The following is an 18,626-nucleotide window of genomic DNA, read 5'->3' on the forward strand; positions in this document are numbered from 1 at the left end:
AGAACCTGATGGTTCTTCTCGACTTCGTAGTTCTGACGAACCACTCATTCCTTGGAGAGGACCTGAGGCGGGGAAGCCTCACGAATATTTCATTATCTTACGATTTTCATCATTCAGAAGCGAACGCATAGGTTCATTCCGTTTTTACAATGCCAAATATTCAACACCTGCTGACATTACTTGAAATAATTGCACCCACTCCACTAAGGTAACCAAGGAATCATATGCGGAATTAATGAACGGACGTTCATTCGACTCCTTTATCATCCAAAAAACAAAATCATGAATCAGGAGCAATGGAGCCGTCCGACCAGATCACCAACCAGGAAAAGAAGATAAAGGAGCTCGAACAGGGCCTCAACGACCTCCGGCAGGGTCTCACCCTCGTCCGGGACTATTACCGCGACCTCGAACCAGTCTCCCGGGAGCAGGACGCAATCGAAGCTGTCGACGAACAGGTCACCCGCCAGCTGATAGACGAAGATATCGAGTTCGAAGGTATCTGGAAGTTCCACGAGGACGCCCTCGTTCCCGACCCCCTTGCCCGGGTGCCACTCGGGGAGATGTACGGGGCGTTTGTCCGGTACTGCGAAAAGAACGGGAGGAGCGTCGTTGACCAGGACGCCTTCGAGTTTGTTTTTGAACGCCTGGAGAATCCGAAGCCGGAGCTCAGCCGCGGGGAGTGGATCGGGTACCGGCTCCGCACGGACCGGGGCTGACCGGTGAGAGGACCCGGCCCTTTTGCATGAGCCACGTCAGGATTACCCGGGAGTCCGGGATCCCTCTCGTCGGTTCGCTCTACTTCGGCATCATTGACCGCGGCACGAGCCTCCTGCAGGTGCGCCCGAGCTGTGGCTGCAACCTGAACTGCCCGTTCTGCTCCGTGGACGCAGGGCCGGCCACGCAGACCCGGGCGACCAGTTACGAAGTCGAGATGGAGTACCTGCTCGAAGCAGCGGAGGAGATCGCCCGGTTCAAGGGGGCCGGCGTCGAGTGCCACATCGATTCTCCGGGCGAGCCGCTGATGTACCACAAGCTCCCGGAACTCGTCGCGGCCCTCCGGCAGATCGACAGCGTGAGCGTCATCTCGCTCCAGACCAACGGGACGCTCTTGGACGATGCGAAGATCTCGGCACTTGAGTCGGCGGGGCTCGACCGGATCAACCTTTCGATCCACGCGCTCGACCCGGAGATCGCGAAGGTGCTGGCGGGCGCTGACTGGTTCGATATCGAAAAACTCAAAACGGCGGCAGAAGCGGTCGCCCGGAGTGAGATCGACCTCCTGATCGCCCCAGTCTACATCCCCGGTATCAACGATGCCGAGATCCCAAAACTGATCCGGTATGCGCAGGAGATCGGGGCCGGCAAACGCTTCCCCCCGCTCGGGATCCAGAAGTTCGAGCGCTACAAGTACGGCCGGACACCGAAGGGGGTGAAGGCCCAGAGCTGGTGGCAGTTCTTCAACCGGAGCCTGAAGACCTGGGAGAAGGAGTCCGGCCTGCGGCTCAGGCTCGATGCGGAAAAAGACTTCGGCACGGTCAGGCGCCCGTTCGTCCCGCTGGCTTTTAAAAAAGGAGAGAAGGTGACCGTCGAGGTCCGGGCGCCGGGCTGGATCCATGGCGAGATGCTGGGCGTCGCCCGCGACCGGGTCGTCTCCGTCTTCAACTACCCGAAGGAGTCCGGGCAGGTCCGGGTGAAGATCGTGGCAACGAAGCACAACATCTACGTCGGCGTGCCCGTGTAATTCCCTCCCGGTCTAAAAATCGTGTTTTCGCCCATATAGACCGGTGCTTCCTATGCTTATGACTGGGGGCGAAGACGGGGCATGTAATTTTTCTAAAAAACGTTTTCTTCTATCTCGCGTACCAATAAATTTTGATATCGTGGAGTTCCGGATGATCCTTACATCCTGCAGCATGAAGTGCTGTCTCCAATCATCGCTTCGAAGTCCGTAAGCACGGCCTGGATCTTCCCCGGGACATCGATGAAGTCGATGATCACCGGCAGGTCGGGTGAGAACGGGAAGACGTCGGGAGCCCGATGGTTGTTTTCGTGCCCGAATCCACCCGGACGACCCATTCTCTTTCACCGTCCGGCCCGGCAAAGCAGCTGTCAGCCGCAACAAAATCTGATACAACTATTTCCTGATCCCACTGTCCTCCCTCGATCTCTAGGTTTCATTATCCGGTACCGGATTAATCCGGCGTTTTCTCCATACTATCATCTTTTGCCTTCTTCAGGGTCTGGGAGAGTGCTATTATCCCCGTTGTGTCCCCCAGCCCCATCGTATTGAGGACGGATGATGGGACGAGTATCAGGACGGAATTATTGGTCTTCAGTCCCTCGTACAGCATATTCATGCCCCGGAGGTGGAGGGCGGTCGGGTTATCCGCATATGTTTTTGCAGCATCCTCAAAGCTCTTGGCAATCTGCCGTTCGGAGTCCCCGAGGATGACCCGTGCCTGGCGTTCGCGCTCCGCCTGGGCCTGCATCGACATCGCGTTCTGCAACTGGATCGGGATAACGACGTCGCGTATTTCCACAGATAAGACATTAATCCCCCACCCTTCGATCCTGCTCTGGATTGTTTTCTGGAGTTCGTGGTCGATTGTCTCTCTCCCGGCGAGCATGTCCGCGAGGACAGTTTTCCCTATGACATCCCTGAGAGCGGTCTGGGCCGCGAGGAGCACCGATTCGCGGTATTCTTTCACCTGGAGCGCTGCTTTTTCCACATCGTAAACCTGCCAGAAGAGCACCGCGTCCACATTCACCGGCACGGTATCCTTGGTGAGGGTCTGCTCAGCGTTGAACGAGGTCGTGATCACACGGAGGTCGACGATGTACGGGACGGTATTGAGGAACGGGATAAGGATGATTAATCCGGGCCCCCGTATCCCGATGAATTTTCCGAGAAACAATACCACGATCCGTTCCCATTGTTTGACAATCCTGATGCTCAACGCAACAAGCACGAGAACTACGATCAAAATTACTGCAACAATCATGAGGGTGAATGCATCCATCTTTATTTCCTCCCGGAACTGTCCGTCCGATGGCCGTCACACGACAGTCAACAGAGGATATCTGCCGGAGTATATATGCGTGGCGATAGTTCCACGCGGGCCAGGTCCTGATAAGGTATCGCGGGGTGACCGTCTTTCCCGCTGGTAAAAATTCCCTGCCGGCCCTGCTCCACACAGATCGTGAGACGCCCCCATGGTGGTATCACGGATTGTTTGAAATGCCCACGACCGGCCTCACGGGAAGCAGAGGGAAAAATGGGTTGGATGCTCCCGCGGGCTCAGCGATCCAGGATTTTCCGATGAAAAATCTCCTCCAATTGATCCTCATCGAAAGGAGGATTCAGTCCCCGCCGCCAGGGACCCCCGGTTGCGGGGATCCCAAAAACGGGTAATGCAGGACAATCGCTCAGCACTGGGGCGGGCCACAGGAAGCGTGAAGCGGCAGGTGACGGTGGTGCCTGCCTCTCCCTCCGGGCCTCCCTATCTGCACTCGTGCGCGAGATCCAGGTCTGGGCTGACGTTGCACCCGTTCGGGCAGCTGAACTCGGTATGGTAGTATACTTCGCCGACAACCGGCTTCACCGGAGAATAAAATATGGTGCCACAGATCTTACACTGCAGTTCGCCGGAATCCGGGTTGATGAGTAAAGTGGTCATATGGGACATGGTTTTCTCATTATCTCCCGTCAGTCTGCCGGTCTTCAATGCAGTTTCTTCCGGGGAGAACATTCCTGTTTGGAGTTCCCGGATCGTTCCGGAAGATATGGTGCAATTGTTACCGGTTGACTCTGAGTAAAATAAAAAGTGAGACAATATATTACAACCTCTTTGAAATTTTTAACAACGTTATAATCCCCCGGATACCGGAACTGGTCCGGGCCCGTTTGGTGGATTTTTATTACGGACCGTCGGAGACAGGTGAACATGTTGAATGAAATATCCTTGAAATTGTCCGCAAATTGAGATGTCTCATTCTACCGGTATGCCGGAATTAAAACAAATTGTAAAACAGATTTCGACGGATTATAATCCGGGCATGCGAAATATTCCGGAAAACAGGACCAATAAAACACTATCAAAAAGTCGAAGAATTCTGAGGAGTTCTTCTCGTCTCTCGGGTTCTGATGAATCGGCCGAAATTCGAAGATTTGCTGCGCAAATCTTCTCTTCCTCGCGGTTCTGATGAGCCACTCGGATTTCGAAGAATTCTGACGAAATTTTCTCAGATATCAGATTTAGACTGAACATTCTGAGAAGGGGATAAAAAGAGAATTCGAAGATTTTCTGCGGAAATCTTCTCTTCCTCCTGGTTCTGACGAACCAGTCGGATTTATCCGAACAGGGCACCGAGCCCTGCCATGCCGCTCTCTTCGTCTTCTTTCTTGTGCTCTTCCTTGTGCTCTTCCTTGGCGGGTGCTGCTGCGTGTGCAGCTGCGGGTGCCGCTGCGGCTGCAACGGCAACCGGTGCTGCGGCTGCCTTGCTGATGGCCTCCTCAATGTTGACACCCTCGAGGGCGGCAATGAGTGCCTTGATCCGTGACTCGTCTGCTGCTACACCTGCGGCGGTCAGGACTGCCTTGACGCCGTTCTCATCGACCTTCTTGCCTGCCTTGTGCAGGAGAAGTGCTGCATAGATATACTCCATTTGATTCACCTCAACTCTATCAAAATTTATTTTACCAGGGTCTTGAGGACCTGGCCTTCTCTGTACGCTTTACCGATAATCGCATCGACAACGTCTTTCTCGTAAACGCTCGCCTCGACCGCAAGACCGCGTGCATCCCTGACCGCCTTGATCAGGATCGCATCCATCGAGTCCTTCGTCGGGATCGCTGCTTCAATCGAGAGGGCGAGTGCCTGCCTGGCTGCGAGCTGGATCTGTCCGAGGATGACCGTCTCGTCGACCGCGAGCACGGACGGCTCGTAAATGCTGCCGTCGTGGAATGCTGCCTGGAGGGCAAGCCCCACGTCCATGGGCTTGATGTCGAGCTTGACGAGCACCGCGGCAAGTTTTGCCGAGATGACCCCGCCCTTCTTGACGACGGTCCTGGTCTCTTTGATCTTGACCTTGCCGCTCTCAATAGCCGCGGGGATTCCGGCCTGCTGCAGTTCACCGACAATCGGGCCCGGCTTGAAACTGGTCGGACCGCCCGGGACGACGATGTCCTCCGGCGCTTTCTCGCCGGGCTTTGCCGCCATCTTGGTCTTGGTCTTTTCCAGCTGCTTGTACAGCCTGAACGGGTTATCGTTGGTGAAGATGATCGCCGAGTGACCGGAGATGAACTTCGAGAGGTTCTTGACGTCCCCTCCGATCTCCTCGAACGCGTGTTTGATCAGGGTGTTCCTCGTCACCTTGATGACAGCCTTGCCCCGCAGGTTCCTGCGGATCTGCTGCACCTGCTGCGCCGGGATGCCGTACATGTCGACAAGCCCGATCAGCTTGTACTGCTTCGCATTCTTCTTGATGTCAGCGACCTCGTCCTTCTTCCACGCGGGAAGGTGGTGGGTGTATAACGCCATTATTCCAGCCTCACTGCGGGACCCATCGTGGTCTTGACAAAGACGGAACGGACGTTCAGGTGACCCTGTTCAAGGACAGACTCGATCCTCTTGACGATCGTCTCGATGTTCTCAGCGACCTGCTCCGGCTTCATTGCCGTTGTCCCGACCTTGGTGGAGAAGACCGTCTTGTCCTTGGTACGGATCTTCACCGAGTTGCGCAGGCGCTCGACGATTGGGCGGATATCCTGCCCGCCGGAGATCGGCATCGGCATCCTGCCCCTCGGACCGAGCCGGGGACCTAAGTACCGACCGACACCGGGCATGACCCCTGTCTCTGCAAGGAAGTACCGGTACTGACTGGCAACTTTCCGTGCTTCGCGGGGCTGTCCGCCGAGCCGCTCAACTTCTTCAGGGCCGATGATCAGGTCGACCTTGGCATCCTTTGCCTGCGTGACGATATCGCCTTTCCCGATGACACAGATACCGATCTTCTCGCCGGTACCGTGGGGGAGCATTATCGTCTCGTCGATACGATTCTTCGGCTGCGCCATGTCGATATTCTTGAGATTGATGGTAATATCGATGCTCTCAGAGAACTTACGCTTAGGCGCCTTCTCAATCGCCGTTTTTACGGCTTCCAAAATTCTGGTCCTGTCAACCATCAGTTTCCTCCATAGTTCTGCGACCGGACCTATACCCGATCTCCTATGGTTTTCTCACTCTTATTTCACGAGCACGCTGTCGTACTTGCCTTCATTGATGAGGGCGAAGACATCCTTTGCCTTCTTGCCGTCAATGGTAACTCCCATGCTGACGCACGTGCCGACGACTTCCTTTACGGCAGTCTTCAGCTCGTAGGAGAGCATGCCTTCGAGTTTCATGTTGGCAATCCTGACAGCGGCCTCGAATGGCAGGTTCCCTGCCACTTTGACGTTGGGCTCTGCGGATCCTTTCTCGATACCGGCCTCTTTCTTGATGAGCGCCGTGGTTGGAGGAATACCAACCGTCACCGTGAACGCCTTCTTCGCGTCGACTTCGATCCTGACCGGGACCTGCATTCCGTTGAACGAGGCGGTCTTCTTGTTGATCTCGTCGACTACTGCCTTCACGTTGATACCGAGTGGTCCGAGCGACGGTCCAAGGGGTGGACCTGCCGTTGCCTTTCCGCCGGGTACTAAAACCTCGACCACTTCTGCCATAGTCTTTGCACCATGCCGTCCCTTTGTTCAAGGGGTTCAAGCTTGGGTCTGTAAATATTGATGCCAAGGGAAATAAAGGTGATCTTGGAATGAAGATAAGATCAAACTTCTGAATCAATGAGTTGAGCGTAACACCTCTTCAATAGTGTAATTACCTAGACAATCAATGATCACAAATCATGGATATTTTGGAGAGCAGCATAAATCGAGCTATCCATCTATTGAAAACTCCAGTAAATTATGAAGATTACATCTCGATTAAAATCAAACCAATTCAAGGAGGATGCTGTTGTTTCAATTGTTGGCCAAAAACATGGGCCCGTATCAACGACTATATCTACCCCCTTGAGATACGAGATGAAGGTGATGTGTTACTTGAAACAAATAATGAAAAATTTGTTTTAGAATGTCATGAGAATGGCCCGGAAATTATCACTTATCTTGAACTGGGGATATCTGCTATTGGTTTAATCATTACTTTGTTAAAGTTTCTGCAAGATGATAATAAGGCGCCGGCGAAAATAAAGATCCTAAAACGTCGTTTAATTAAAGGTCAAATCGAAGAAGAGGAACTAATGGAAATCGATTTTCCTCTTTCTGACATGGTTGTTGAACGAATTAATAAAAACTTAGAAAAGGCACTCAAACGAAAGAAGAAAATTTAATGCTTGATCTTCCTCTCTCTTTTGGCTGTCTTTGCAGATGGATCAGTTGAATGATTTAGTTTAGTTTCGTGAACGGAATCCAATCCTGGTAGAATCGATGTCAGATCAGATTCAACATCAATCCCATATGTAACTGCAATCTTCGCGATATGAATTCCAAAAACTCCACGCATTTCACCGATGAAGCAATGCAACTCCCAACGATTGTTAAAAGACCGATGGGAACAAAATGGCATCCAATCATTTTCAACTCCCATTCTATCGAGATATTTTCTACAAGCGGCTCTCATAGCTCGAAGAGACATTGAAAGTTCACTATCTTGATCAATTTTACCGATTCTTTCGGTTAGAAACACTCTGATTTGCACCACAGAATCAATACAATGTTCTGGCACTTCAATTTCGCACGCATTATACAGCACGCGTCGATCTTCCAAGAAAGCTATTACTTCTCTGGCATGATCTCTTTCCGTATTATCAGGATTCCAAGAAATTCCAAAAATCGGGGTACTGATTCCAGTGATACGTTTCAAAATTTCTTTGGAGTTCATTAACTGAAGATGTGGATTCAGACATTATTATTTTGTGGGATCTCTTCAGCAGATCAATCAATGATACATCTTATCAACCTCCTTGCCCAGCGAGGCCCCGACGAGGCGGCCGAGCGACCCCCATCAGGGGGTGGGAAGACTCGCTAGGCATCTGGGATCGTACAATTCTTTATTCCGGCACCCCCCACCCCCCCCGTCCACAACATTTGTACCCGTGCGACCCCCCCCTCTTCTCTCAACCATACCCGGCCCCCACTCTCAAGATAATTTTACACCGTAGAAATGCAAGCCAACCAGCCATAAATCCGGTTCAAAACCGGGAGGGGGCTTGGGGGGTCGCATGGGTACAAATCAACATCCGCGGCCCTTGGACCTTGCCGGTCCTGGCCCAACAGGCATCGTTACGCCCCGGAATTTATGTCGGAGATTCCACTGGAAGGCGGGGCATCGTTTATGCGCTGGAATGATCGGGCCAGATCGCAAATGTACCCCCACGACCCCCCACGACTCCGCAACGTGGGGGATGCATTCAAGAAAAAATTTACAAATGCCACCGTGTCCGGTACGCTGAACAAATTCTTTCCAGCATCTTCTGATACTCAGTATCGATATCGATACCCAGATTGTTCTCCCGGGCAAGGAATGGAGGATTCACATTATCAATGAACACCGGGATGAAGAGGATGTAGTCATAACCTTTGACATGCGTAAGCCCGATCTTTCGTGTGGGAAGAGCCTGGAATTTTTGCATCGTCAGCGCAGGATCGTTCGCCCTGTTCTCACTGATATCTTCCGGGAAATCATCCCATAATTTCTGATCGCCCGAGGATAATCGCAGCACAACCGTATCCTGGAATTTGCGTGGTTTTTTCTTGAAATGGGATTTGACGCCATCGGGGACATTGAGTACACGATCCGCCAATCCGATCATAACGGTTGCCCCCATGATAATCTCGGATTTTATCCCATGGAGATCCTGAAGGACCTCATAAAGATCATCGAATCTTGCATCACGGTTCCGGTGAGCGGTAATGACCGATTTATTCTCGATGCAGACCCTGACTTTCTGGAGATCGGGATTGCCGGAAGCATCCGGCTCACCGATGAGCAGGTCCATCTTCCTTCCCCTTTGAGTAGGAGATTCGACATTCAACCAGTTTTTTACGATGTGACTATTGATGTCTTTTTTCAGTTCCGGGCATTTCCGCATCAGATCCCGGAAGATTCCCCGGCTGACAATATCCGAATGCATCTGCTGACGATGATTGTGATAGTGTTCTGAAACGATATTATCTATCACTTCATCGAAAGGTGTTTTCATTCTATCATCCGCTTATCCGGCGATCTCACCGGAATCTTCAGGAACGAGAAGATCGGTAACTTTCTCGCTTGACAGCCAATTATTTTCCAGAATGTTGAATGGAATCGGGATCTGTTTCAATATTGTGCTTTGCAACCGGAGAAATCCGTTCGCTGCACGCTGGCAATTCGATTCCAGCCATAACCGGACCTCACGAGAATTGAGATATTCATGTAATGTTTCGAGATGGTCCGGATTCTTTGGTATGATATAATAGACAGAATGTCCCGGGACTAACTCGCCGGAATAATCAATCTTGAAGAATGGCTTTTCCGTGATATCCTTACAAAGAATTTTTCGTTGCAGGATCTGGGCAAGAGGGGGATTTTCATGAAAGGCATACCAAGGTTTTTTTGCAGTACACGTCCTTTTCAGCAGACGGGTGCGATTTTCCGGTATCAGTAGGAAATTTTTCAAGGCACCGAGCTGGTTCTCCGGAATTAATTTCCCACTCAACTCATAGGGGGTAATCATTTCAAGATCCGATTGGATCTTCGAAGAATTGAATGACAAATCTCTCCCTGTTATCGTAGGTAACGCATACTGTTTCAGCTCCGCAGGGATCTCTTTCTTTTTGCGGACATAGACAGCGTCCGCCCCGGTTGCGACTCCACAACTGACACGAAGACACAGATCTCCAAGAGTACAGTAACCAGCTTTCTTTCCGGTTTTTCCGTAGATCGCTGGGAAGGCAGATGTCCCGTCTTCAGGAATCTGAACAGCTTTTGTACGGCCATCCCGGAAAATTATCGTGGTTGGGACATATGATTTCTTGTGAGTTATCGTGGTTACTGCCGGGTATGTAATAAGATTCCCGAATGACTGTTCATGGATCAGATCGATCTCATTGATGCAATATCCCGAAAAGAGGATCCTGAGCTGCGACGCACTCTTCACCGAGAGATATTTTTCCGGTGTTATGAAGACGAGCCTCCCGTTTTTTTCTAGGCAGTGGAGTGCCTGTTCGAAGAAGAGGAAGTAGAGATCGAACCGTCCGGTTGCCGAGCGGAATCGCGTACGGTATTCTTTCTTTTCCGGTTCGGTTAACCCGGTGATGGGAACGTATGGCGGGTTTGCGATAATAAAATTAAATTTCCTTTCGGGCGCTCGCAGGAGAAAATCTTCGTGCAGGATTTGTATTGAAGGGAGTCCGGAATATTTTTCATACGCGACAGCGATGTGGCGGGGATCGGAATCGATACCGGTAATGCGAGGGAGTTCTCTGTTGTTTTTATCGCACCACCGGATTATCCCTTCGATAAACGCCCCCCTCCCGCAGCCGGGATCCAGAAGAGTGTCATCCGGCTCCGGGGGTGTTTTCTCAAATAATTTTGCCACCATGAGATCGACTACTGACGGAGGCGTCGGGACAAACCCTTTCATGAGAATTTCCTATCCATATCTGAAGGATCGGGAGTATTAAGGCTATCGGAGTGAAGGGCGAAAGTAAACACGTATCATATCGACCACTCTTTCATCAGGCTCGCATCGATTCCTAAAAAGGAGCGGGGTATACTCACTCCGTTGGTAAGGGGCTATTGAGATACACAAATCCGGCCCCGTTTTGACCCCCGTTTCCCCTTTCCGGCACCTTCACCATGTCAGTTTCGCGAAAAACCATGAGAGTTTCCATGCATTCACAGCGTGAATTTCCCCCATTTTACGTCGTAAAAGTGGGATGTCTCAGACCATGTTAATATGGGAGAGTTAGGACGCACGATCTCCACCAAAAACATATTCCGGACAATGCCCGGAAAACTGCCAAAAAACACCCTGCAAAAAGCCTCACGTATCCCCATTTTTCGGGCCAAAAAATGGGTCCAGACCCAGAAGGTCGATCCGGGCTGGGTTTCGCCTTCCAAAAGGATCTATTAGCGCACATTTTCCTGCCCGAATTTTGATTTGTTTGGCGTAAAAACTGCAAATCTCTGTTTTTTCAAAAACCCGCACCGGAATTCCCCTGTTTTTGCACGAAATTCCGGAAATTATTCTCCCGGGGAGGCAATCCGGGCTCGTACAATGCCCGGATTTGAGGTTGAAAGATGATGTCCCGTGCGGGGGTGTCAGAAAGGTGGTATCATGCAGTTTCCGATGAAATCCTGTCATGTCACCCAAATTACCCCATCCGAATCACTTACAATAATTTCCCGTATAATTCCGGACCGCGATCGACAACCGCAATAACCATGAAGGCCGGAGTGCAAAAGAGAATATAAGGGAGACAACATGAAAGATTCCCGGACATTTTCACCGGCATTCACCTACAGCCATGAAATGGTGAAACGGCTTGCGGCAATTACAGCAGCCCGGGAAGTAATCCTCCATGCGCATCTCGTCCCGAAATGGGAAGTCTCAATCCGCAGGGAGCAGCTGGTCCGGGCTGCACACGCCTCAACTGCAATCGAGGGAAACCCGCTCTCACTCGAAGAAGTGAGCCGGCTGGCGGAAGGCCGGGACGTAATGGCGGCCCGTCGGGCGAAAGCTGAGGTGCTCAATTACCTGCGGGTGCTGGAACATATCGATACCTACCAGAACGGCGGGAAAATCCTGGAAGAACATATCCTCGCGCTCCACCGCGACATCACGCAGGGGACCCTTGACAACCCGGCAGCCGAGGGGGCGTTCCGGAAGGTCCGGGTCGTTGTCGGGAACCGGCATACAAAGGAAGTTGTGTATTCTCCACCACCCGCAAAAGAGGTTTCTCCGCAGATGGCCGCCCTCGCCAGCTGGCTGAATTCCGATGAGGCACACCAGATGCACCCGGTCCTCGTCGCCGGGATTGCTCACTACGAACTCGTGCGGATTCACCCGTTCGTAGACGGCAATGGGCGGACGGCCCGGGCCCTTGCCACGCTGATCCTTGCGATGCGGGAGTTCGATATCAAACGGTTCTTCACGCTGGATGATTTTTACGACAGCGACCGGCCGGCGTACTACGCAGTGCTCAAGGCGGTGAACGCAACCTACCCGGATTGCACGGTCTGGATGGAATACTTCACGGAAGGCGTAGAGATCTCGCTGCACCGGGTAAAGGAGCGGGTTCTGCTGCTCTCATCCGATGAGCACCGGAAGGCATCTGGTGGGCAGGTGGCTCTGTCCGATCGGCAGATGAAGATTATCGAATATATCCATGCCCATGGATCGGTGAAGAGCGGGGATCTGATGCGGCTGTATGGCATTTCCCGTCAGGCCGCGGGCAAGGAACTTGCCGGGATGATAGAGCGGAATCTCATAAAAACTGAAAGAAAGGGACGTGCCACTCAGTATGTGATGGTATAACCTGTCAATCTCTCATAATTCTGGGATGGAACTGCCCTCAAAAAGCCCACCGGATTTTCTCCATGGTTGTCGATTTGGTTGTCGATTTGGTTGTCGATTCATAATAATTATGAATGAAAAACTGATCCGGGGCTGATGCTTCAAACCGCAACCTCGATGATCCGTGCCCCTTTACCGGGAATGACATCCTCATCGGGTTCGAGATAGAGCGAGGCCGCTTCCCTGATATTCTGTATGGCCTCCCTGATAGTCCGGCCCTGCGAGATGCAGCCGGGCAGGGTGGGCAGGGTGACGACATACCAGCCGTCTTCGCCTTTCGTGATCACAACTTTGAGGTTCATCGTCCGCCCCCTGGTCATTGTACTTATCCGGACCGGCAGGGGATAATATGAGGGATTATACCATACTCGGTTCGCGGGAGAGAAATCAAAAAAGCACGGTGGTACATTAATCCTTTCCGAGAAATTTCCCGATAATAGTCCGGTACCGGTCCTCCCGATCACTGAGATCGTGCTGTGTTGTTCCAAGATCCCTGAAGATCGCCCGGAGTTCTTCTTCAACCATGGACAGCTGTTCGTATGCAACACGAAGCTCATCATTCCGTTTCTCCAGTTCCAGTTCTGCAGTCTTCCTGCTGGTAACATCTTCGAGTGATTCAACGGCCCCGATGATATCCCCCTTCCGGTTTTTAATGAGCCCGGCAGTGAAGTGGAGCCATTTTCCCCCCGCACCCATCTGGGGGAAGAAATCCGTTGCTTCATAGGCATCGTTGACAAGGACAGATTTCGTATATTTGTCCTGATAGTATTCCGGAATCTCATCCTTTACGTTCTCGACAAGAAGATCAGCGAGGCATGGACGTCTGGTGGTGTAGAAGGCCCTCCATTGCTGATCTGTCCCGATCACCTCATCTGCCGCTATACCGCTGTATACTGCAAGCGCACGGTTCCAGTAGAGGATCTTATGATCGCGGCCAATCACGAATTGCGGTATCGGGGATTCCTGGATGATCGCATTCAGAGTAATCTCCTTTTCTTCAAGCGTACGCTGGCTTATCGCAAGATCATCGTAACTTGTCCTGAGCTCTTCTTCTACTGCAGTCAGCTGCTCATATGCCGCGCAAAGCTCATCATTCTTTTTCATGAGTTCCAGTTCTGCGGTTTTCCGATCCGTGATATCCCTGCCAACCGACTGGTATTCGACAAGGGTGCCGGACTCATCGAAGATTGCCCGGTCACTCCAGTGATGATACCGGAAAGAACCATCCGGCATAATAACACGGTGCTCAATTGTTCCTATGGGGCTGTTCCGGGTCAGTGATGCGAAATGCAAGCGGATTCTCCCGGCATCATCTTCCGGTATGTGCGGAATGAACCGGTAACCGATGGTTCTCTCCCGTTGTATCCCAAAATACCGGCAATATGCATCGTTCACAAAATTGTGGGTTCCATCCGGTCTGAACCGGCAGATGAATTCAGTCTGGTCCTCGACAACATTCCGGTACCGTTCTTCACTTTCCTTCAACGCTCTCTCCGCATGTCGTTTTTCAACTGCCAAGATAATTTTATGACTGAGTTCCCGGAATTGTGAACGGATCTCTCCCCCTTTCTGGACATAATAATCCGCGCCTGCATCGAATGCCTGGATAACAATCTCTTCCCGTCCTTTACCGGTAAAGAGAATGAACGGCAGATCGGGATACAGGGAACGGACGGCTTTCAGCAGTTCGAGTCCATCCATCTCCGGCATCTGGTAATCGGAAATCACCCCATCGTAATCTTTCGTGCGGAGCAAGCCGAGTGCATCAGCAGAAGACGGTGTGGTTTCGACATCAAATGCACCCTCGCGTTCGAGGAATTGTTTTCCCAGATCCAGAAGGGCTGGCTCGTCATCTACATAGAGAACGGAAACACGATTGCAGGGCACAGGCACGTCGAACACCGGGGAAGATGCAGGGAACCGTCAATTCATACCATGCCGATCATGATGCCCGGATGTCGTGGACTCTGATAATCCCTGGATATTCCACAGGCAATTTATCGGAATTGGATTCAAAGGTCATTGGATTCCGGTTCTTTAACAAAATTTGGTTATTTATTATATAAACTTTTTTACATTTGGTTATCAAATACCTGTACAAATTGCCCCCGGTTGGCAATGATTATTTCAGGGAACAGGGGATTACTTCTATTGTTTATCCTGTATCTTCCCGACGGACCATTGACGGGGGGGGAGTATTCTGGACGAGGAATATTACCATCAGATAATCGGCCTCTTAAGGGATGCGCAGAAGGGTCTGACTATCGAAGAAATTTCAAAAAAACTGAACCTGAGCAGAATTACCACGACAAAATATCTCAATTCCCTCTTCGTTGCCGGCCAGGTGAATATGCGAAAGCTCGGCCCGGCGAAAGTCTATACCCTCTCGACAAGACTCCCGGCCGAACAGATCCTCAGTCAATCGTCGGATCTGATCCTTATCCTTGACGAATCGTACACCATCAGGAATGTCAGCGAATCCTTCCTTCTGGCATTCGGGATCAGGAAAGATGAACTGGAGAACCAGAATGTCAGCACAACCATCATCGGCCCCGGTCTGATCGACCGGATCCGGGACCCCGTACGACAGGCAATGGCGGGGAAAGAGGCCGCGGTGAATGCATGGATCCCGGTACAGAAAGAATGGAGGGCATTCCGCATCCGCATCATCCCTCTTGCATTTGGCTGGGGAGACAAAGGGATCGCGGTCATGCTGGAAGACCGGTCTGAGGAGATCATGGCACAGGAAGAGAACGCCCTTCTTGCTGATCTGCTCAACGAATCCCCGGCTGCCATTACCGTCTCCGATTTCGAGGGAAATTTTCTGTATTCCAATGAAAAGAATCTCGATCTTCATGGATATTCGCAGAGCGAGTTCCTTGATCTGAATATCAACCATCTCGACATTTCCGAGTCTGCAAAACCCATTGATGAACGTCTGGAGGATCTTAAGAGATCCGGTGAGGCGTCATTTGAAGTAGTCCATATCCGGAAAGATAGCCAGCAAATTCCCCTCGAAGTCCATGCAAAGATCGCCCGATGGGGAGACAGGGATGTGGTTATCGGCATTGCCACAGATATCTCCGAACGAAAACGGTCGGAGGCTGCGCTGAAGGAGAGTGAACGCAGGTTTTCCGACATCATCGATTTTCTCCCCGATGCCACGCTGGTCGTGAACCGTGAGGGCATCGTTATCTCCTGGAATCGCGCCATGGAAGAGCTCACCGGTGTCAAAGCCGGTGATATTGTGGGAAACGGGGATTATGCCTATGCGACTGCCATGTACGGGGAACGCCACCCGTTTCTTCTCGATCTTATCTTCCATGATGTTCCGGACGTGCGGAGGCACTACCGGCACCTCCGGAAAGAAGGCTGCACCTTCACAGCAGAAACGGCCCTTACTCCTCCCAATGCCGGAGAACGGATTGTCTGGCTGAAAGCATCTCCTTTGTTTGACAAGGACGGCAGGATTACCGGGGCTATAGAGTCCATCCGGGATATTACCGAGCGCAAACGGGCAGAAGAAGAATTACGCGAATCGGAACAGAAATTTGCTACCGTCTTCCAGAGCAATCCGGTTGCTCTTACTCTCGTATCGGCAACCGATGGGGTATTTGTCGAGGTTAATACCACGTTCTCGGTACATACCGGATATGCCCGGGAGGAAATAATCGGCAGGACGTCAGAGGAACTGGGAATTTTTGCTGATGATGATGCATATGCACAGATGGTCTCCCTGCTCCGGGACCAGCGTCCCATACATGGCATGGAATTACGGTGCCGGATAAAAAGCGGCGAGATCAGGACCTGCCGGTTTTCCTCCATTGGTATCATGATGGGCGGCAGGCCTCACATCCTTTCTATGGTAGAAGATATCACGGAACGCAAAAAGGCGGAGGAGGCCCGGTTGCAACAGACCCGGGCGCTTGCAACACTCAATACCCTGGCAATTGAGCTGGCATCGATGCCATCGGGTAAGGCTGTTGAAAAGACAATTTTAAAAACACTTATGGAGATGTCTGGCGCTGTTGCGACGTGGTTCTCCGACTATGATCCCGTTGACCGGACGCTTCGGGTAACAGATATGGAGATTGCGCCGGGCATGCTGGAAAAAGTCGTCAAGCTCCTGGGGAAACGACCTTTTGATTTGCGGATGCCGGTGAGCGATGAGATGTACCGGGAGATTACCCGGGATATCATTGGGAAGAAAAAGACACTGACCGAGGTCAGTTTTGGGCAGATCCCGCCACTTGTCAGTAAAACCATCCAGAAGCTGGCTGGCATCGATCGATTGATCGGAATAGCATGCGTTATCGAGGGCCAACTGTACGGTATTTCGATGCTGGCAATGAAAAGCGGCCAGCTGGATCCGTCAACCGAAATTCTCAAGTCGTTTTCTCATATTGTTGCCGTTTCCCTCCGCAGGAGGCGTGCGGAGAATGCCCTCCGGGAGAGCGAGGAGCGCTACCGCCTTATCCTCGAGAATGCAAACGACGGTATACTGGTCAATGAAATGACGCCGACGGGGCCGGGAAAATTCATCGATGCTAATGTTCAGGCATGCCGGATCCTTGGCATGAGCCGCGAAGAGATGCAGGATGTACGCCTTATCGATCTCGACACACCCGAAATGAAAGAACGATCTCATGAGATTTTCCAGGAGATAGTAAGAAACAACCACGCTGTTTTCCAGACCAATTACCGGACAAAAGACAACCGGGAAAAAACCATTGACATAAGTGTAAATCTTTTCGATCTCAATGGGCGCCCGACCATGCTCTCGGTAGTCCGCGATATCACCGGGCGCAAGGCCACGGAGTCTGCGTTCCGTGCAATGGTCACGAGCATGGTGGGAACGACGGGTATGGAATCGCTGGACCGGATAACGGAGAGCATCGCTGCCTGGCTGGGGGCGGATTGCGTCATGATCGGTGAGATTACGTCGGATCGCGAACGCGTACAGATGCTCTCCATGCTCCTCGACGGTAAAAAAATTGTGGATTTTTCCTACTCCCTGAAAGGCACTCCCTGTGAAAATACCGCGGAGAAAGGGTTCTGTGTGTACCCGGATGAGGTCCGCAGGCTCTTCCCGGGTAGCCGGGATCTCCGGGAGTTCAATATCCGGGGCTATGCCGGGACACCGCTGCGCAATTTCGAAGGGCAGGTTGTCGGGGTTCTCTGTATTTTGACGCGGAAGCCTCTCAATTTGCCACCGCAGGCCCGGGAGATCATCGAGATCATCGCGGTAAAAGCGGCTGCCGAGATCGGGCGCAGGAATGCATTGGACGCCCTGAACGAGAGCGAGAGGAAGTTCCAGGCCCTCTCCAGGAACCACCCGTGACCGGTTGCGATCAACAGCGTCCCGGATAATGAGTCCCTTGATCTCAATGCAGAGTTCCTAAAAGAGCAGCAGGCAAATAAAAAAAGGAGGGGAAGAACCTGTGAAGGACACCGGCTCCTACACACGCTTCAGCGTGTCGATCGCAGCGGAGTGCGGTGTGGCATCGTGCAGGTACGTGAGCTCGATCTCATCCTTCGAGAGGACCTGGCCGGTCGTGTACCCGTTGTCCTTTTCGGCCATGGAAAAACTCCTGCCGTCACGGGCGATCACGCCAGCCACACCAACGGATTCCTGGATGCCATTGATGGTAAAGACAAGCCGGCCGTTAAAGAGCCGGTCCTCCTGGCCGGTCACGATAAACTGCATCGTAGCATTGGAATAATCCGAAAACCCGACACCCTCATCATAGCCTTTCATGGGACCGGACCACGTGCCGGTCAGGTCCGGGATGACCGGCGCAGAGGAAGTGGTCTGGACAGCGGGAGTTGGTGCAGGGGCAGAAGACGTACATCCGCAGGCAAGGACGGCAAGAACAATGATCAGGAGACAGAGAACGGATCTCATTTGTGAGGATATCCTGCCGATGACAGATAAACGTGATGCAATGGGTACGGCCCGACCACCCATCCCCGGGACTAGTTGTTCCCATAAAGACGAACACCTAATC

General features: G+C 52.0%; 18 protein-coding genes. 5 read left to right on the forward strand and 13 right to left on the reverse strand.

Annotated elements, in window-relative coordinates:
- Window positions 1–296: 296 nt before the first annotated feature.
- A complete protein-coding gene (locus ABSB80_RS03625; RefSeq protein ID WP_428368265.1) occupies window positions 297–719 on the forward strand; it encodes a hypothetical protein in 423 nt (140 codons plus the stop codon).
- A gap of 26 nt (window positions 720–745) precedes the next feature.
- On the forward strand, window positions 746–1,744 hold the full coding sequence (locus ABSB80_RS03630) for a radical SAM protein (RefSeq protein WP_428368267.1): 999 nt from the start codon (window positions 746–748) through the stop codon (window positions 1,742–1,744).
- A 158-nt stretch (window positions 1,745–1,902) separates the two neighbouring features.
- On the opposite strand, the gene ABSB80_RS03635 is transcribed toward ABSB80_RS03630, so the two are convergent.
- The 7 genes from ABSB80_RS03635 to ABSB80_RS03665 form a co-directional block, all read right to left on the reverse strand.
- Window positions 1,903–2,079, reverse strand: a complete 177-nt coding sequence (locus ABSB80_RS03635; RefSeq protein ID WP_428368269.1) for a DUF190 domain-containing protein — start codon at window positions 2,077–2,079, stop codon at window positions 1,903–1,905.
- A gap of 116 nt (window positions 2,080–2,195) precedes the next feature.
- Complete coding sequence (locus ABSB80_RS03640; protein ID WP_428368271.1) at window positions 2,196–3,023, reverse strand: slipin family protein; 828 nt, start codon at window positions 3,021–3,023, stop codon at window positions 2,196–2,198.
- Window positions 3,024–3,503: 480 nt separating this feature from the next.
- Window positions 3,504–3,689 (reverse strand): hypothetical protein, encoded by a 186-nt coding sequence (locus ABSB80_RS03645; RefSeq protein ID WP_428368273.1) that lies wholly within the window; start codon window positions 3,687–3,689, stop codon window positions 3,504–3,506.
- Between the two features lie 664 nt (window positions 3,690–4,353).
- Window positions 4,354–4,668 carry a 50S ribosomal protein P1 gene (gene rpl12p / locus ABSB80_RS03650; protein WP_428368275.1) on the reverse strand — a complete coding sequence of 105 codons (315 nt, stop codon included), beginning with the start codon at window positions 4,666–4,668 and terminating at the stop codon, window positions 4,354–4,356.
- A 26-nt stretch (window positions 4,669–4,694) separates the two neighbouring features.
- Window positions 4,695–5,543 (reverse strand): 50S ribosomal protein L10, encoded by an 849-nt coding sequence (locus tag ABSB80_RS03655; RefSeq protein ID WP_428368277.1) that lies wholly within the window; start codon window positions 5,541–5,543, stop codon window positions 4,695–4,697.
- Complete coding sequence (locus ABSB80_RS03660) at window positions 5,543–6,187, reverse strand: 50S ribosomal protein L1 (protein WP_428368279.1); 645 nt, start codon at window positions 6,185–6,187, stop codon at window positions 5,543–5,545. The genes ABSB80_RS03655 and ABSB80_RS03660 overlap by 1 nt, the downstream gene beginning before the upstream one ends.
- Window positions 6,188–6,247: 60 nt before the next feature.
- Window positions 6,248–6,724 carry a 50S ribosomal protein L11 gene (locus ABSB80_RS03665; RefSeq protein ID WP_428368281.1) on the reverse strand — a complete coding sequence of 159 codons (477 nt, stop codon included), beginning with the start codon at window positions 6,722–6,724 and terminating at the stop codon, window positions 6,248–6,250.
- Window positions 6,725–6,903: 179 nt separating this feature from the next.
- Here ABSB80_RS03665 and ABSB80_RS03670 point away from each other — a divergent pair, with 179 nt between their 5' ends.
- A complete protein-coding gene (locus ABSB80_RS03670; protein WP_428368283.1) occupies window positions 6,904–7,389 on the forward strand; it encodes a hypothetical protein in 486 nt (161 codons plus the stop codon).
- Here the strand turns inward: ABSB80_RS03670 and ABSB80_RS03675 are convergent.
- The 3 genes from ABSB80_RS03675 to ABSB80_RS03685 form a co-directional block, all read right to left on the reverse strand.
- On the reverse strand, window positions 7,386–7,940 hold the full coding sequence (locus ABSB80_RS03675; RefSeq protein ID WP_428368285.1) for a DUF6650 family protein: 555 nt from the start codon (window positions 7,938–7,940) through the stop codon (window positions 7,386–7,388). The genes ABSB80_RS03670 and ABSB80_RS03675 overlap by 4 nt on opposite strands.
- 541 nt (window positions 7,941–8,481) lie before the next feature.
- A complete protein-coding gene (locus tag ABSB80_RS03680) occupies window positions 8,482–9,261 on the reverse strand; it encodes a hypothetical protein (protein ID WP_428368287.1) in 780 nt (259 codons plus the stop codon).
- Between the two features lie 12 nt (window positions 9,262–9,273).
- The gene (locus ABSB80_RS03685) at window positions 9,274–10,683 is read right to left on the reverse strand and encodes an N-6 DNA methylase family protein (RefSeq protein WP_428368289.1); all 1,410 of its coding nucleotides are present in this window, start codon (window positions 10,681–10,683) and stop codon (window positions 9,274–9,276) included.
- Window positions 10,684–11,526: 843 nt separating this feature from the next.
- Here ABSB80_RS03685 and ABSB80_RS03690 point away from each other — a divergent pair.
- Entirely contained in the window at window positions 11,527–12,579 is a 1,053-nt protein-coding gene (locus ABSB80_RS03690; protein ID WP_428368291.1) for a Fic family protein, read from the forward strand.
- A 140-nt stretch (window positions 12,580–12,719) separates the two neighbouring features.
- On the opposite strand, the gene ABSB80_RS03695 is transcribed toward ABSB80_RS03690, so the two are convergent.
- Window positions 12,720–12,920: a type II toxin-antitoxin system HicB family antitoxin gene (locus tag ABSB80_RS03695; protein ID WP_428368293.1), complete on the reverse strand. Its 201-nt coding sequence runs from the start codon at window positions 12,918–12,920 to the stop codon at window positions 12,720–12,722.
- A gap of 106 nt (window positions 12,921–13,026) precedes the next feature.
- Entirely contained in the window at window positions 13,027–14,511 is a 1,485-nt protein-coding gene (locus ABSB80_RS03700) for a response regulator (RefSeq protein WP_428368295.1), read from the reverse strand.
- A 457-nt stretch (window positions 14,512–14,968) separates the two neighbouring features.
- Between ABSB80_RS03700 and ABSB80_RS03705 the strand changes: the two genes are divergently transcribed.
- Complete coding sequence (locus tag ABSB80_RS03705) at window positions 14,969–17,959, forward strand: PAS domain S-box protein (protein WP_428368297.1); 2,991 nt, start codon at window positions 14,969–14,971, stop codon at window positions 17,957–17,959.
- Window positions 17,960–18,076: 117 nt separating this feature from the next.
- Here ABSB80_RS03705 and ABSB80_RS03710 read toward each other — a convergent pair whose 3' ends face one another.
- Window positions 18,077–18,523: a hypothetical protein gene (locus ABSB80_RS03710; protein WP_428368299.1), complete on the reverse strand. Its 447-nt coding sequence runs from the start codon at window positions 18,521–18,523 to the stop codon at window positions 18,077–18,079.
- Between the last annotated feature and the right edge of the window lie 103 nt (window positions 18,524–18,626).

The sequence above is a fragment of the Methanoregula sp. genome, assembly GCF_050010295.1.
In the GTDB taxonomy this organism is placed as follows: Archaea; Halobacteriota; Methanomicrobia; order Methanomicrobiales; family Methanospirillaceae; genus Methanoregula.